General features: G+C 44.7%; 12 protein-coding genes. 4 read left to right on the top strand and 8 right to left on the bottom strand.

Features of this window, described 5'->3' with window-relative positions; all coding sequences use genetic code 11:
* Positions 1 to 30: 30 nt before the first annotated feature.
* Together AC6H1S_RS03545 and AC6H1S_RS03540 are read left to right on the top strand one after the other, a co-directional pair.
* Positions 31 to 2,250, top strand: coding sequence for a cation:proton antiporter domain-containing protein (locus AC6H1S_RS03545; RefSeq protein WP_199140954.1), 2,220 nt, complete (start codon positions 31 to 33; stop codon positions 2,248 to 2,250).
* 37 nt (positions 2,251 to 2,287) lie between these two features.
* Positions 2,288 to 2,890 (top strand): YdeI/OmpD-associated family protein, encoded by a 603-nt coding sequence (locus tag AC6H1S_RS03540; protein ID WP_497565138.1) that lies wholly within the window; start codon positions 2,288 to 2,290, stop codon positions 2,888 to 2,890.
* A 134-nt stretch (positions 2,891 to 3,024) separates the two neighbouring features.
* On the opposite strand, the gene AC6H1S_RS03535 is transcribed toward AC6H1S_RS03540, so the two are convergent.
* The 8 genes from AC6H1S_RS03535 to uvrA form a co-directional block, all read right to left on the bottom strand.
* The gene (locus AC6H1S_RS03535; protein WP_497565137.1) at positions 3,025 to 3,582 is read right to left on the bottom strand and encodes a LytR/AlgR family response regulator transcription factor; all 558 of its coding nucleotides are present in this window, start codon (positions 3,580 to 3,582) and stop codon (positions 3,025 to 3,027) included.
* A gap of 455 nt (positions 3,583 to 4,037) precedes the next feature.
* On the bottom strand, positions 4,038 to 4,781 hold the full coding sequence (locus tag AC6H1S_RS03530) for a LytR/AlgR family response regulator transcription factor (RefSeq protein ID WP_497565135.1): 744 nt from the start codon (positions 4,779 to 4,781) through the stop codon (positions 4,038 to 4,040).
* Position 4,782: 1 nt separating this feature from the next.
* Entirely contained in the window at positions 4,783 to 6,453 is a 1,671-nt protein-coding gene (locus tag AC6H1S_RS03525) for a sensor histidine kinase (RefSeq protein WP_497565134.1), read from the bottom strand.
* Positions 6,454 to 6,707: 254 nt separating this feature from the next.
* Entirely contained in the window at positions 6,708 to 7,451 is a 744-nt protein-coding gene (locus AC6H1S_RS03520) for a LytR/AlgR family response regulator transcription factor (protein ID WP_497565132.1), read from the bottom strand.
* A 1-nt stretch (position 7,452) separates the two neighbouring features.
* Positions 7,453 to 9,225: a sensor histidine kinase gene (locus tag AC6H1S_RS03515; RefSeq protein WP_497565131.1), complete on the bottom strand. Its 1,773-nt coding sequence runs from the start codon at positions 9,223 to 9,225 to the stop codon at positions 7,453 to 7,455.
* Positions 9,209 to 10,621, bottom strand: a complete 1,413-nt coding sequence (locus AC6H1S_RS03510; protein WP_497565130.1) for a TlpA family protein disulfide reductase — start codon at positions 10,619 to 10,621, stop codon at positions 9,209 to 9,211. The genes AC6H1S_RS03515 and AC6H1S_RS03510 overlap by 17 nt, the downstream gene beginning before the upstream one ends.
* A gap of 113 nt (positions 10,622 to 10,734) precedes the next feature.
* Positions 10,735 to 11,349: a LysE family transporter gene (locus AC6H1S_RS03505; RefSeq protein ID WP_497565129.1), complete on the bottom strand. Its 615-nt coding sequence runs from the start codon at positions 11,347 to 11,349 to the stop codon at positions 10,735 to 10,737.
* Positions 11,350 to 11,406: 57 nt separating this feature from the next.
* A complete protein-coding gene (uvrA, locus tag AC6H1S_RS03500) occupies positions 11,407 to 14,208 on the bottom strand; it encodes an excinuclease ABC subunit UvrA (RefSeq protein ID WP_497565128.1) in 2,802 nt (933 codons plus the stop codon).
* A 269-nt stretch (positions 14,209 to 14,477) separates the two neighbouring features.
* On the opposite strand from uvrA, the gene AC6H1S_RS03495 reads away from it, so the two are divergent.
* Complete coding sequence (locus AC6H1S_RS03495; protein WP_199141906.1) at positions 14,478 to 15,065, top strand: RNA polymerase sigma factor; 588 nt, start codon at positions 14,478 to 14,480, stop codon at positions 15,063 to 15,065.
* Between the two features lie 173 nt (positions 15,066 to 15,238).
* Entirely contained in the window at positions 15,239 to 15,430 is a 192-nt protein-coding gene (locus AC6H1S_RS03490) for a hypothetical protein (protein ID WP_199141907.1), read from the top strand.
* The last annotated feature ends 7 nt before the right edge of the window (positions 15,431 to 15,437 follow it).

The raw sequence follows: 15,437 nt of genomic DNA, 5'->3' as shown, positions 1-15,437 counted from the left end.
ACTATTATTTATTTAACAAAATTATACTTTATGATCCATTTACCTGTATTAATTGCAGATTTAGGCCTCATTCTGGCCGCCGCTGGAGTTACTACGCTCCTTTTCAAAAAAATTAGACAGCCCCTCGTACTGGGCTATATCCTAGCCGGCATTTTGGTGGGGCCGCATATTAGTTTCATGCCAACCGTTACCGACCACGAAAGCATTACCATTTGGGCCGAAATTGGGGTAATCTTTCTGTTGTTTAGCCTGGGCCTCGAGTTCAGCTTTAAAAAGCTGGCCAAGGTTGGGGGCTCGGCCGGTATTACCGCCGTTATTGAAGTCGTGTTTATGTTGCTGATCGGCTATGCTGCGGGCCAGCTGATGGGCTGGAGCAACATGGACAGCATCTTTTTGGGCGGTATTCTTTCTGTTTCTTCTACTACCATCATCATCAGGGCCTTTGAAGAACTCGGTGTCAAACACAAGAAGTTTGCAGGCTTGGTGTTTGGCGTACTGATTGTGGAAGATCTGGTAGCCATTTTATTGCTGGTGCTTTTGTCTACCCTGGCGGTAAGTCAGCAGTTTGCAGGCAGCGAAATGCTTATTTCCATCTTAAAACTGTGTTTTTTCCTCATCATCTGGTTTTTGGGTGGCATATTCCTCATCCCTACCTTTTTAAAAAAGACCAAGAAACTGATGAACGATGAAACCATGCTCATCGTTTCGCTGGCGCTTTGTCTGGTGATGGTGCTTTTGGCGGTAAAGGTTGGCTTTTCGCCGGCGTTGGGCGCGTTTATCATGGGGTCTATTTTGGCCGAAACCACGCAGGCCGAAAAAATAGAACACCTCACCAAATCGGTTAAAGACTTGTTCGCGGCTATCTTTTTTGTATCGGTAGGAATGCTGATCGACCCTAAAATATTGCTCGATTATGCCTTCCCTATTTTGGTGGTTACCTTAGCCACGATTCTGGGCAAACTGATTAGTTCTACCTTTGGAGCACTCCTTTCGGGCCAGCCTTTAAAAACTTCCGTGCAGGCAGGTATGAGCCTGGCTCAAATTGGCGAGTTCTCTTTTATCATTGCCACTTTGGGACTTACACTGAAGGTAACCAGCGAGTTCCTCTATCCTATTGCCGTGGCGGCATCGGCCATTACCACCTTTACCACACCCTATTTGATTAAGGTATCGGAGCCCTTCTATAACTTTTTAAACAGGGTGCTGCCACAAAAATGGCTCGACGGGATTAGCCGATATAGCTCTGGTACGCAAGGCATTACCACCATGAGCGACTGGAAAACCTTGTTGCGAGGCTACGCCTTTAACACCATTATCCACGGTGCCATTTTAACCGGCATTGTGCTACTGGCCTCAAAATACCTGCAGCCTTTTGTAAACAAGCACCTGCTTGATGGCAACAACGGCATTATCTTATCGCTGATTATCACATTGGTTATCATGTTGCCCTTTCTGTATGCCTTAGCCATTAGGCGAATTGAACGCAAAGCTTACTCGCACCTTTGGCTCAACAAAAGATATACCCGCGGACCGCTTATTGCCATTGAACTGTTAAGGATTGCCCTGGCGATTTTCTTTGTGGCCTTTTTGATGGTGCAGTTTTACAACACCTGGATAGCCATCAGCATTGCCTTGCTTTTAATTGTAGGAGGCATGTTTATTTTCTCCAGAAAGCTGCAGAGCTTTTATGAACGCATGGAACACCGCTTTTTGTATAACCTGCATGCACGCGACGAAGAGAACAAACAACCCGAAATATTGCCTTGGGACAGCCATTTACTGGAACTGACCGTTGCGCCCGAATCAGAATTGGTGGGTAAAAGCCTGATTGATTTGGCCATGCGCGAAAAACACGGGGTTAACATTGCCTTGATTGAACGCGGCAAAATTATGTTGCCTACGCCCAGTCGCGATGAACGCCTTTATCCCAACGACAAAGTTTTGATTATAGGCACCGACGACCAACTGGCGGCCGTAACACCTTTGTTTGAAGGTAAAGTTTCGGAAGACAGCGCTACTTTTCCAAAACAGGACATGTCGCTGCAAAAAGTAGTGATTACCAGCAAATCGCCGGTTTTTGGACAGAGCATCCGCAGTTCTGGCATCAGGGAACAGACCCAAGGTCTGGTGGTTGGCATTGAGCGCAACGGACAACGCATTTTAAATCCCGATTCGAACATGATCTTCGAAAACGAAGACATTGTGTGGATTGTAGGTAACAACAAGCGCATTCCGGAGTTGCTTAAATAAATCCTCTTTGCTAAATTGATCTACCAATTAGCGCCATATGAAACAATTCGACGAACGTGTAGATGCCTATATCGAGCAATCGGCTGGCTTTGCCCAACCCATTTTAAAACAGTTGCGGACCATAATTCACGAAGCCTCGCCCCTTATTAACGAGACGATCAAATGGGGCTTTCCGCATTTCGACTACAAGGGCACCGTTTGTTCGATGGCTGCCTTTAAAGCCCATTGCGCTTTTGGCTTTTGGAAAACTTCCTTAATGAAGGATCCCTATCAGCTGTTTGAAGACAAGGAAAATGCCATGGGCAGCCTGGGACGGCTAACCAAGCTGGAAGATTTGCCTGAAGCGAAGATTCTGATCGAATATGCGCTGGAAGCTATCAAACTTAACGAAGCAGGAGTTAAGGTAAAAAAAGTAGCTGTTCCAAAAGCGCCCATTGCCATGCCCGCGGATTTTGCCAGTTTATTGGCCAAACACCCTAAGGCACAGCAACAGTTTGAGGCTTTCAGTCCTTCGCACCAGCGCGAATACCTAGCATGGATTACCGAAGCCAAAACCGAAGCAACCAAAAACAAGCGCATGGAAACCGCAATAGATTGGCTTAACGAAGGCAAATCTAGAAATTGGAAATATGAAAGGTAGTTGGGTTGTTGGTTTTCAGTTGACAGTTGTGAGTTGACAGTTGAAAGCCCGGTCATTGCCATCTAACCATTCCCCTCCCATGGAGGGGTGCCCAAAGGGAGGGGTGGCTAACCATTGAGCAACTTACCATTAACCTACTTCCCAAGTGCCGATTTGATGCTTTCGCGATTGGGTTTCGACACCGGAATTTTATCGCCATTGTCGAGCAAGAGTGTCCCACCATCTTCTTTGAGCCAGCTTTTGACATAGGCGGGATTAACCAAATGGCTTTGGTGCACCCGCAAAAATCCGTAGGGCTTTAACAAATCGGCATACTCTTTCAGCGATTTCGAAATCAGGATCTTTTCGTTGTTCAGTACAAAATTGGTATAGTTGTCGTCGGCCTCACAACGGACGATATCGCTTATTTTAACATACCTGATTTCGCTCTGTTGAGGCAAGGCAATTTTCAAGTCGGCGGCCAAAGTGGGTATATCTTTAGGCTCATCGGCTGGTTTCGTTGCTGTGGTTGACGGCGCTGGGCGGAAATCCTTCAATGCTACCTGATCTGGATAAACCACTACAGGGATTTTTGGGGCACCGGTTTGCCTGGCCAAGTACACCACAAAGAAAATAACCGCCCCAAACAATAGCGCACAAAAGACACTTACAACTAAAAGGAGGATAATTTCGGGCGTACCAAGGTTTAACATAGGGCTAAAGTTAATGAACAAAATTTTAATTTACCTACCTATTTCGGTTTGCGAGCTTTTTCAGCAAAAAGACAACCAAAACGATTAAGGCTATAAAAAAAGTGGCCGTAATAGCAATCAGGATAATTTCGGGCGTGCCTAAGTTCAACATCTCCATTTAATTTAAGGTTTAAGAATCGCATCCTCCATTGGATTTGACAAGTCCAAAATTAAAGCAAGCCCGCCATGGTAAAAGCCCTACCGAGTATTTTACCACATCGAATGAGTATTTGTAGGCTATTTCAGTTGGCAGTTGTGGGTTACGAGTTGTGGGTTTTCAGTTGGCAGTTGTGAGTTGCGAGTTGACAGTTGCGAGTTGACAGTTGACAGCCCAGTTATTGCTACCTACCATTCCCCTCCCATGGAGGGGTGCCCAAAGGGCGGGGTGGTTAACCATTGCGCAACTTACCATTAACCTACTTCCCAAGTGCCGATTTGATACTTTCGCGATTGGGCTTTGATACCGGTACTTTTTGCTCGTTGTTGAGCAAGAGCGTACCTCCATCCTCCTTGAGCCAGCTTTTGACATAGGCCGGGTTAACCAGGTGGCTTTGGTGTACCCGCAAAAATCCGTAGGGCTTTAGCAGGTCGGCATACTCTTTCAATGATTTTGAAATCAGGATTTTATCGGCATTGGCCAGGAAAAAGAAAGTGTAGTTGTTTGACGATTCGCAACGTACAATATCATTGATGGCTACATACATGATTTCGTTGAGTTGCGGCAAGGCTATTTTGGGTGAAGAGAAATCGGTTCTTTTAAGCTGCTGAAGCAAAAAACCAAGCTGGTTGTTTGCCGTTTTATGTTTGATGCGGTCGGCTGCCTTGTTTACGGCCAGCACCAGTTCGTCGGGGTTCACAGGTTTGAGCAGGTAATCGAGCGCCGCAAACTTTACCGCTTGGATGCCATACTGATCGTACGCTGTGACAAAAATCACTTCAAAAGATTTTTCGGGCAATAGATTCAGTAAATCGAACCCCGATTGCTTGCCCATTTGTATATCGAGAAAAAGCAGGTCTGGCTGGTGCAATTGTACAAGCTGAACAGCCTCCTCTATTTTATGGCTGGCCGCCACAATAGTTACCATCGGACAATAGGTGGCCAGCATGGTCTGCAGGTTTTGCAGGTTGGCCTTTTCATCATCAACTAAAATTGCCCTCATTTTATAGCCATTGGGTTAAGGTTATGGTAATGGTAGTTTCGTTTGCCCGGCCGTTTAGGTGCAATAGAAAAGGTGTTTGTTTGTAAATGGTATTCAGCAAAGCTATTCTATTTTTGCTTAGCTGCAAACCCAAGCCTTCGTAGCTTTTGGTTGTATCGAAACCTTGGCCGTTGTCCTTTACCGACAAGACAAGGTTTTCATCATGCTTGGCGAATTCGATACTGATTTGGCCAGCCTCTTCCATTTCGGCGATGCCGTGTTTTACGGCATTTTCTACAAAGGGCTGCAGCAACATGGCCGGGATTTCTACATCTGCAATAACCAATTGTGGATCAATGTTGATTTGATAGGCAAAGCCAAAGCGTAGCTGCTCCATCTGCAAGTAATCGTCTAGCAGTGCTTTTTCATCGGCCAAACTGATGAGCTCCTTATTGTCGAGCACGTTGCGGGTCAACCTGGCAAATTTGGCCAAATAACGGTTGGCATCGTCGGTTTTATGCTGGTTCATCAGGTTTTGGATGCCGGCCAAAGCATTGAACAAGAAATGCGGGTTAAGTTGCGACCGTACCGTTGCCAGCTGTGTTTTTGCCAATTCTTTTTGTTGCTGTTCGGCTAGCAACTTCCTTTTGTTCTTTCTTTTGATGGTCACTATAATCACGGCAAATACCAGCAGTAACATTAAGAACACCAATCCGGCATATAAGCCAATCTCTTTGGCGCTCAAGGCAGGTTTTCGCATCTCGAAATTAATTTTTACCGCATTTTCAATTTTATGGACATCTATTTTTCCTACCCGTGGAAAGATGACGATTTCATACTTGCCCGGCTTTAAAAAATTTTTGATGTCTAAATGCGTAGTCAGGTTGCCATAGGTGTCTGCTATCCAATTCTGGTTATCGAGCAAGGTCGTCTCTACATTATCACCTTCTTGGCGCTTGATTAAGATTTGGTACAAAAAGATATTTTCTGTAGGGTCAATCATAATCTCGGCATAGCTGCGCTTGGCATCCATCGGCACCAAACGGCCTTGGACATCCAGGTTCACCCCCTCACTTTGCTTTGTAACAATAGTTGTGGTTGTAGTAATCGTATCGTTTTCTACTTTCTTTTCGACTACCGGCTTTTCGTTTGCCCTTATTTCTTTAATCAATTGTGCCGAAATAAGGCTAACTGGATTTAGCTTTTTATTATAAATAATCGTTTCTCTGCCATTGGCCCTATCGCCAACTTTATAGGCAATCAATACCAGCTTTTTGTTGGCGATGTCATAGGTTCCCAAATCTGCACTAAACATCCGATTTCCCTCAATTGCGGCTGGCGTTAACTCTTTGGCCAGTACGATAGAGTCGTCGGCAATTACCGAGTAATGATAGTTCTTAAGGCTGTCTTGCGCAATATTCGCTCTTAATTTGATTTGGCGGGCTCCCTCCAAGTAGAAAAAGAAGGTTTTGGGCTTAGCCGGGTAAATCAGCATCTCCGATGCTTTTTGAGTAGCGCTATCAGCCGACAAAAAAATGGGCTCAGCACTCTCATTATACCCCAAAATCATAATGCCGATGTAATTTTGGTAATGCCCCGGAAAAGGGTTTAGCGTAACCGATTTCATACCGCCTATTTGTCCAAAACAGGATGAGGCAATGAATAGCAGGATAATAGCAAGATAGTTCTTCATAGTTTTCAAGTTTAAGTTTCCTCAAACCTGCGGGTAATTTGGCTTTTAAAAAAAGCGAAGATAGCAATTGTCCAAAACCGTTGAGCATTTTTGGGAAACGAGATAGAATTTGAAATTCAGTTTCGGTTGTTGGTTTTCAGTTGCGGGTTTTGAGTTGTAGGTTGTGGGTTGTGGGTTATAAGTTATGGGTTGTAAGTTATGGGTTGTAAGTTAGCTCGAACCTATTCAGCAATGGCCTACGAACTAATGACCAATCACTTGCCCAAAGCAAGTTTAATCTGCTCGCGGTTGGGTTTCGAAACCGGAATTTTATCGCCATTGTTCATCAAAAGCATACCCCCGTCTTCCTTGAGCCAGCTTTTAACGTAGGCCGGGTTAACCAAATGGCTTTGGTGGGCGCGCAAGAAACCATGGGGCTTGAGCAGGTCGGCGTATTCCTTGAGCGATTTTGAAACCAGTATCTTATCGCCGTTAGAGAGGAAAAAGAAGGTATAGGTGTTGGCCGCTTCGCACCTTACAATATCGCTTACCTGTACATACCTGATCTCGTTCTGCTGGGGCAATGCAATTTTGGGTGCGCTTTTTTCGCCTACATTCAATTGTTGCAGCAAAAAGGAAAGCTGTTCGTTTTGCTGCTTATGCTTGAGCTTATGCAGAGCTTTATCAACCGCTGCTTTCAGTTCATCGGCACTTACCGGCTTGAGCAGGTAATCTAAAGCCGCAAACTTAATGGCCTGTATGCCATAATTGTCGTAAGCAGTTACAAAGATTACCTCAAAGGTTTTTTCCCTTATCTCGTTCAACAGGTCGAAGCCCGAGTTTTTGCCTAACTGTATATCCAAAAACAACAAGTCGGGCTGATGAAGCTCCATCAGGCTTTTGGCCGTGGCCACATCCGAGGCACAAGCCACTATTTTTACGGCCGCACAGTATTTTTCTAAAAGATGGCGCAGATTTTCTAAGTTGGCCAGTTCGTCGTCTACCAGTATTGCCCGCATTTTACAGCCATTGGGTTAAAGTAATTGTAATGATGGTACCCTTATCATTGGCCTGCATGGTTAAATAAAGTGGCGAATCCTGATAAATGGCATTCAATAAAGATATTCTGTTTTTACTCAACTGCAAACCCAAACCTTCATAATTTTTGGCCGTATCGAAACCTTGGCCATTGTCTATTATGGTTAATATCAAGTCTTTTTCGCGTTGTTCGAAAGCAATGGCAATGTGCCCGTTTTTTTCTTTTGCAGCAATTCCGTGCTTTACCGCGTTTTCTACAAAAGGTTGCAGCAGCATGGCCGGAATTTCGATGTTATGGATATCCAATCCCTGGTTTACCTTAAGCTCGAAGCTAAAGCCAAATCGTTGCTGTTCCATTTCCAGGTAATCGGTTAGCAATGCCTGTTCTTCGGCCAAACTTACCTGCTCCTTGTTGTCGAGCACATTTCTGGTTAGCCGTGCAAATTTGTTCAAATAGTGGTTGGCTTCCTCGAGTTGTTGCTTGTTCATCAGGTTTTGGATACCGGCCAGGGCATTGAACATAAAATGTGGGTTTAGCTGCGCGCGCACTGAAGCCAACTGGGTTTTGGCCAGTTCTTTTTGCTGTTGCTCGTCCTGCACACGTTGCTGGTTCTTCTTTTTGAGCTTGGTAACCACCGCCCCAAAAATGCCTCCCAAAACGGCACACAACAACAATCCGAATAAAGCGATTTGCTTGCTGGAGAAGAGGTGCTTCGGATTTTTTTCCGGCAATACCTCAAACCGATAGCTCACCGCCTTATCTTTTAAATAGACAACTGGCGTACCACCCGGTCTAGGCAATTTCGGGGTTAAGATCAATTCGTATTGTCCTGGTTGCTCCCAATACTCTTTATAGATGAAAAACACCCTATTGTTCGTACCCAAATCCAGTCTTTCGGTCTTACCGCTTATGTTGCGGATCAGCTCGATTTTAAATTCGTAGTTATAGGTGTAGTTTTCCGGTAAGACATGCAGCCTCACCAACGAATCGCCTAAATTGAATTGATGCCAAGCGTTTTTTGCTTCTTTGGCTTTCCCCGGAGGAGTTTTGCCATCAATCGACTTGTAGAGCAAATCGATTGGAAAATTCTTATCGTTGTACTCAAGCCCTACGCTAACGGCTAAGGGCTTGACTGGTCTCCAATCGACCATAATGCCGTCTCTCCTTTTGTAATTATGGATATTATACAGCTCGATCCTAATATAACCATTGGGTTGGGCGGCAAAGCTGCCGAAATAGGCATAAGCATATTTGCCATCAGAGGTGGTTTTAAAATTGTTGGGCGTGGTCCAGCCCACAATCTCGGTATCGTCATTGGTTACTACGTGGTAACGGTAGTCTTTGGCATTTTGTGGGGTAATGCTTACATCGGCAAATTCGATGTTCACATCTTTATCCAACAAATACCTGCGCAGGCTATTACGACCGCTCCAGCTCCAATCTAAACCCTCGTACACCGTTGCACTTGTATTTTGCTGAAACCGCAACGCCATGGTTTGGAACGCCGGACCAAGGTTTTCTCCTATCGAAAACAAAAAGTGGTCTTTACTAATGGCCTGCAAGCGCTTTTTACGTGCTATTATCTGTAGTTGTGCCGGAGTTGCCTTTCTAATATCAACCAGCTGATTACCCGCAAATTCGAAGTATTTACGTTCAACAGCGCTATCTACCGTTTTTTGTTGCCCAAAAGCCAACATGCTACAGAGCAATAGGATCAATAAACTTATGTTCTTCACTTTATTTATTGATTTCATGGTTTAAAATAGCGATTAATTTTTCGGGTTCGCTTGGCCTAACCGCATCGCTGTCTACAATCCGTCCCTCTTTATCGATGATGATGAACCTCGGAATAAAATTGGCCTGGTAGGATTTGGCAAAAGCATCGTTCGTGTCTTCGAGCTGCAGCCAGTCCATCCCATCTTTTTTAATGATGTCGTACCTGTATTTTCTGTTCTTGGCATCAAAAGCCGCAATGCTGATGACCTGAAGCTTATCATTACCTTTATATTGATCGTATATTTTTTTGAGGAAAGGCGTTTCCTGCTTGCACGGGCCACACCAGCTGGCCCACAAATCAATGTATACAACCTTGCCCCTAAAACTTTCCAAATGGTGCAGCGTGCCACTGGTATCGGGCAGATTGAAAACCGGCGAAACATTTCCAGCTTGCAGCCCCGTGGCCGTTTTGACCCGATCGGCCTCTAGGTCTTTAAGTTTTTGCTTCAAGCTACGGTCGGTTATTTTTTCAATGTAGGGACTTAGCTTGTAGATATCGTCGAGCTTGTAAACAGACGACATATTCCGTTGTAAGGTTTGCGAAGCCACATAATCGTATACATTGCCCTTAAACAACTTAGCGGTAAGGTACAATGTATAATTGCCTTTTTGCTTCTGCGTGCTGTCGGCCGGAAAGGCATAATACTCGCTGCAATAGAAAGGATATTCGGAAACAAAATAGGAGAAAGAGCTGCTCGACAAATTGGCCTCGTTGTTCAGCTCTTTTTCCAGGGCTTTAAACCCCAACTGCTTCACCATTTTTTGAAGCTGCGCCCATTGTAGCTTATTTACATAGGCATATGAACTGAACAGCCCGATAAGTGGGCCAAACTTTTTGTCGAGCAAAAGCGATTGCCTAAAATAATCGGCATAGGGTTCGTGGTTGTTGGCATCGAATATTTTATCGATTAGCGTATGGTCGTTCGCAAAGGAAAGCTGGTGTGCCAGGTAGGTCTCAGCATCTTTTTTGTTCCAATTTATGGTATCAGGCTTGGCTTTGCCATTGCCTTCTTGCCAGTAGCTGTTGGTTTTAGCGCCAATTCCGGTATAAGCAAGCGTTGATTTGGCCGTTTGATAATCTTTTACATCAGCATTGAGCTGCAAATTGTAGCCTGGCGCCAAAAAGAGCTGCACCTGGATTTGTTTCCGGTTGGTGAGGTTAGCGCGAAAAGGCTCAGTAATTTTAGCGGTTTCATAGCTGAAACTGCCATCGGCATTAACCAGAATACTGTCTTTAAAATCGCCAGTACTAGGCACCAGTTCCAATACCTTGTCTTGGCAGTTGATGAGTTTTCCGGTAATCCGGGTCTTTTGTTGCGCTTTGCTGGCCATGGTAGTCAGGCACAGCAACATCAAATAGATTGTCTTTTTCATTTTCGGCATTGTTGATGTTTCAAAATTCATCAATCTACCTTTGCCAAAAAAGCTAAAAACAGTATATGGGCCGTCTGTAAAAGTATCTGATCCGCTACCAACAGTATTTGAAACTACCTCAAATAAATAACGGCTTGCTTAATGATCAGGTACAAGGCCAATACCCACAGAAATATGGCAATCGATTTATTGATCAAATGGCTGCTCAGCGCAAATTTTTCCTGGATGTAGCGGGCAAAATGAGCATAGCCGTAAAGCGCCAGTGCCGAACCTATACCCGAACCCAAGCTGAAAATAACGAGCGACAGGTAGTCGGTCCTGATCCACTCGTGCAGGATAACATAATTGCCAAAGAAGAGCCAAAATGGAATTTGAACCGGATTTAAAACCCCGAGCAACATGCCATAAAATACGCTGCCTCTTTTGCTGGTATCATTGCTGTCTTTGGTTTTGGGCAACTTATTGCGGTTGATCCAGGTAATGGTACCCATCACCACAAAAAGCAGGATCATAAAGGCATCTACATAAGTGCCCAGCCTTACTTCGTTGATATTGGCATCGAGGTTTACATCACTCGATACCCAGCGCGCAAAACGCATCATGCCAAAGGTAAAAAGAACTTCAACACAAGAGAAAGCCAGGATAAACGACCACGCTTGGCGCATGCCCTTATTGATAGTGAGCTGTGCAACTGTCAGGTTGATGTTTCCAGGCGGTATATAGCCCATGGCATTTAACAATATGCCGATAATTAAGGTCAAAAAGAGCATAAGTTCGCTAAGATACTATTTCAAATGAGCTTTTAAAAATTGACCTGTATAAGAATCCTTTGCCTGGCGCAAATCTTCTGGCTTGCCTTCAAATACAACGTTTCCGCCTTTATCGCCACCTTCGGGCCCGATATCGATTACCCAATCGGCGCATTTGATCATGTCCATGTTATGTTCGATCACTAAAATGGTATTGCCTTGTTCGATCAAGGTATTCAGGGCTTTCAGCAATTTTTTGATATCGTGGAAATGCAAACCTGTGGTAGGTTCGTCAAAAATGAACATGGTTTTTTGCGCATTGTTGCCTTTGATTAAGAAGGAAGCCAATTTGATGCGTTGCGCCTCCCCGCCCGACAGCGTATTTGACGATTGCCCCAGGTGTACATAGCCCAAGCCCACATCGACCAGGGGTTGCAGTTTTTGCAGGATTTTGGGTTCCTTGGCAAAAAACTCGACGGCCTGATCGATGGTCATATCCAAAATATCGGATACATTTTTGTCCTGATAAGTAATATCGAGCACCTGTTGCTTAAATCTCCGGCCTCCACAGGCTTCGCAAGGCAAAAAGATATCGGCCATAAACTGCATTTCAATCTTCACCTCGCCTTCGCCCTGACAAACTTCGCAACGGCCGCCTTCTACGTTAAAAGAGAAGGCCGCAGGTTTAAGTCCGGCAGCCTTTGCCGATGGCAATGCCGAAAACAAGGCCCTGATATCGTCCCAAGCCTTTACATAAGTGACCGGATTAGAACGCGACGAACGGCCGATCGGGTTTTGGTCTACCATTTCTACGGCACTAACCAGGTCGATATGCCCAAAAAGTCCGTCGTAAGCACCCGTTTGCTCGCCGGCATAATTGCCTATGGCTTTTTGCAGGGCGGGATAAAGTATTTTTTTAACTAGGCTGGTTTTGCCAGAACCCGATACGCCCGTTACACAGGTAAATACACCCAAAGGAAACTTGACGTCGATATTTTTCAGGTTGTTTTCGCGGGCACCTTTTACCAGGATATGGTCGCGCCACTCCCTTCTTTTGGCAGGGACGGCTATTTCGTCCTTGCCGGCCAAATACCTACCGGTAAGCGAGTTTTTGTCTTTAATAATTTCTTTATAGGTGCCGCTAAAAACCAGGTTGCCGCCATGTGTACCTGCTTCGGTACCAATATCTATAATATGATCGGCGGCCTTCATCATTTCTTCTTCGTGCTCAACCACCAAAACGGTATTACCCACATCGCGCAATGATTCGAGTACCCCGATCAAACGGTGCGTATCTCTTGGGTGCAGACCAATGCTCGGTTCGTCGAGCACATACACCGAACCCACCAAACTGCTGCCCAACGACGTGGCCAGGTTAATGCGCTGGCTCTCTCCTCCCGACAGGGTATTCGACAAGCGGTTGAGGGTGAGGTAGCCCAAACCTACGTTGTTGAGGTAAAGCACCCGATTGGAGATTTCGGCCAGCAAACGCTTGGCAATTTTTGCCTGTGTGGCGCTAAGATCGAGCTGCTCGAAAAAGGGCAACAAAGTAGACAAAGGCATCAGCACCATTTCTAAAATAGACTTGCCTCCTATTTTCACATAAGAAGCATCTTTGCGCAGGCGCGTGCCTTTGCAATCGGGACAAACCGTTTTGCCACGATAGCGCGAAAGCATTACGCGGTACTGTATTTTATAGGTTTGTTCTTCCAATTCCTTAAAAAACTGATCCAGACCCGCAAAATAGCTATTGCCTGTCCATAACAGCTGCTGCTGTGCCTCGGTCAGTTCGCGGTAAGGCCTGTGGATGGGGAAGTCGAATTTCTCGGCATTTTTAACCAAGCGTTTCAGCCATTCGCCCATTTTTTCGCCACGCCAGGGGGCAATGGCATTATCGTAAATGCTTTTGCTCTTGTCTGGAACAACCAGGTCTTCATCTATCCCGATTACATTTCCATAACCCTCGCAGCGTTTGCAGGCCCCATAAGGGTTGTTGAAACTGAAGAAATTTGGGCTAGGCTCTTCGAACTTCATGCCATCCAGCTCAAAGCGGTCGCAGAAGAAGGTCTGTTTGCCATCATGTTCTACATAACAATCGCCTTTGCCTTCAAAAAATGCGGTCTGTGCCGAATCAGCCATGCGGCTTAGAGTTTCTTCCTCTTCGTTAACCACAATGCGGTCTATCAAAATCTTGATGGTATCGCTATCGGCCAGTTTAACGTCTTTGATGGATTGATCTTCGAGGATATCCTCTATTTTGGTGATCTTGTTATTGAAATAAACCCGCAAGAATCCTTTTTGCAACAATACAGCCAATTCTTCTTTAATGGTTCTATTGTTGTGTGGATGCAAAGGGCAGAATACCGTAGCTACACTATCGGTACCCAGGCTTACGATAAAATCGACAACCGTACTTACGGTGTCCTTTTTAACCACCTGACCCGAAATGGGCGAATAAGTGGTACCGATACGCGAATAAAGCAGTTTGAGGTAATCGTATATTTCGGTTGAAGTACCTACGGTTGAGCGCGGATTGGAGGTAATTACCTTTTGTTCGATGGCAATGGCCGGCGCAATACCTTTGATGTAATCTACATCGGGCTTGTTCATCCGCCCCATAAACTGGCGCGCATAGGCCGACAGGCTTTCTACATAACGACGCTGGCCTTCGGCATACAAGGTATCAAAGGCCAGAGAAGATTTTCCGGAGCCCGACATGCCGGTAACCACCACGAGTTTATTCTTCGGAATGGCTACGTCGATGTTTTTGAGGTTGTGTACCCTGGCGCCTTTGATAATGATATGATGGTGTGGATCTTTCTCTATTTCCTTGCTCATGTGCCGCTTGCTTAGCTCTGATTTAATATAACCCCAAAATTACGATTTTGGTTTCAACCCCTCTAAAAATAAGCGGCCTTTTATAAAATTTTACAAATTTTAGCAGATTTATTGTTGGATATTCAAAAAAAAGTCTTTCTTTTGAATTTATAACTCACACGAATTAGGAACTGTATTTTAAAAACAAGGAGAGCTGCTATAGATTAAAAAGCTACTTATTTATTATTTTAATTTAATAAAACGAGAAGAATTTTAGTATACGCACTCCTATGAAATTACAGCAGCATAGTGATCAGGATTTGGTGAAGCTATATCTTAACGGAGAAGAATCTGTATTAGAAGAATTACTTCGTAGGCATAAATCCAAAATATATACCTCCATTTATTTATTGGTAAAAGACCAGTACCTGGCCGAAGACATCTTTCAGGATGCCTTTATCAAGGTCATCAATACTTTACGCAGTGGACGCTACAATGAAGAAGGCAAGTTTTTGCCTTGGGTAATGCGCATTGCGCACAACTTGGTAATCGATTATTTCCGCCGCGAGAAACGCGCACCGGTCATTACCAGCGCCGACGGCACAGATGTGCTCAATCTTTTGCAGATACACGAAGAAAGTGCCGAAGAACGCATGTTGCGCGAACAAACCCACCTCGATCTAAGAGCAATGATACACCTGTTGCCCGACGAACAGAAAGAGGTGCTCATTATGCGCCATTATGCCGACCTGAGCTTTAAGGAGATTGCCGACCTCACCGACGTAAGCATCAATACCGCCCTGGGACGCATGCGCTATGCACTCAGCAATTTGCGCAAAATGATGAAGGTGAAAGAGGTAAGTCCGCGAGGACTTTAAGCAGGCTGAGTACTAATCTTTTAACAGCCAGGTAGTGTATAATTTTGCCCATTGAGCACATGTGGGCCTCTTGGAAAATTTAATTTGGAAAATGTTAAAATTTTCTGAAAGGCCACGAAATAAAACATACGCAATTACGTTTACTTTGTAAACATTAAATAAATGCACTGCGTATGACAAAAACCTCTACACTAAATGATCTTTCCAACTTCTCGAGTCTGCAACCTGTAGAAAAGGCGGTTGATGAGGGCGACCAACAGAATCTGTTGTTCTACAACAGCATCAGGTCTAAGCTTGACCAATTGGTTAAAGAGCCTTCCAACGAAACCATCCAAAAAATTTTGGATTACTCGAAGAAAAAGTAATTAAAAG

It is taken from the genome of Pedobacter sp. TM02, assembly GCF_059705275.1.
Note: the sequence above shows the minus strand (reverse complement) of the source record. Positions and strands in the feature narration are given on the sequence as shown.

Bases quoted from the DNA above. Each gene is read 5' to 3' on its own strand.
- AC6H1S_RS03545 (WP_199140954.1), top strand. From the start codon at position 31: ATGATCCATTTACCTGTATTAATTGCAGATTTAGGCCTCATTCTGGCC.
- AC6H1S_RS03540 (WP_497565138.1), top strand. From the start codon at position 2,288: ATGAAACAATTCGACGAACGTGTAGATGCCTATATCGAGCAATCGGCT.
- AC6H1S_RS03535 (WP_497565137.1), bottom strand. From the start codon at position 3,582: ATGTTAAACCTTGGTACGCCCGAAATTATCCTCCTTTTAGTTGTAAGT.
- AC6H1S_RS03530 (WP_497565135.1), bottom strand. From the start codon at position 4,781: ATGAGGGCAATTTTAGTTGATGATGAAAAGGCCAACCTGCAAAACCTG.
- AC6H1S_RS03525 (WP_497565134.1), bottom strand. From the start codon at position 6,453: ATGAAGAACTATCTTGCTATTATCCTGCTATTCATTGCCTCATCCTGT.
- AC6H1S_RS03520 (WP_497565132.1), bottom strand. From the start codon at position 7,451: ATGCGGGCAATACTGGTAGACGACGAACTGGCCAACTTAGAAAATCTG.
- AC6H1S_RS03515 (WP_497565131.1), bottom strand. From the start codon at position 9,225: ATGAAATCAATAAATAAAGTGAAGAACATAAGTTTATTGATCCTATTG.
- AC6H1S_RS03510 (WP_497565130.1), bottom strand. From the start codon at position 10,621: ATGAAAAAGACAATCTATTTGATGTTGCTGTGCCTGACTACCATGGCC.
- AC6H1S_RS03505 (WP_497565129.1), bottom strand. From the start codon at position 11,349: ATGGGCTATATACCGCCTGGAAACATCAACCTGACAGTTGCACAGCTC.
- uvrA (WP_497565128.1), bottom strand. From the start codon at position 14,208: ATGAGCAAGGAAATAGAGAAAGATCCACACCATCATATCATTATCAAA.
- AC6H1S_RS03495 (WP_199141906.1), top strand. From the start codon at position 14,478: ATGAAATTACAGCAGCATAGTGATCAGGATTTGGTGAAGCTATATCTT.
- AC6H1S_RS03490 (WP_199141907.1), top strand. From the start codon at position 15,239: ATGACAAAAACCTCTACACTAAATGATCTTTCCAACTTCTCGAGTCTG.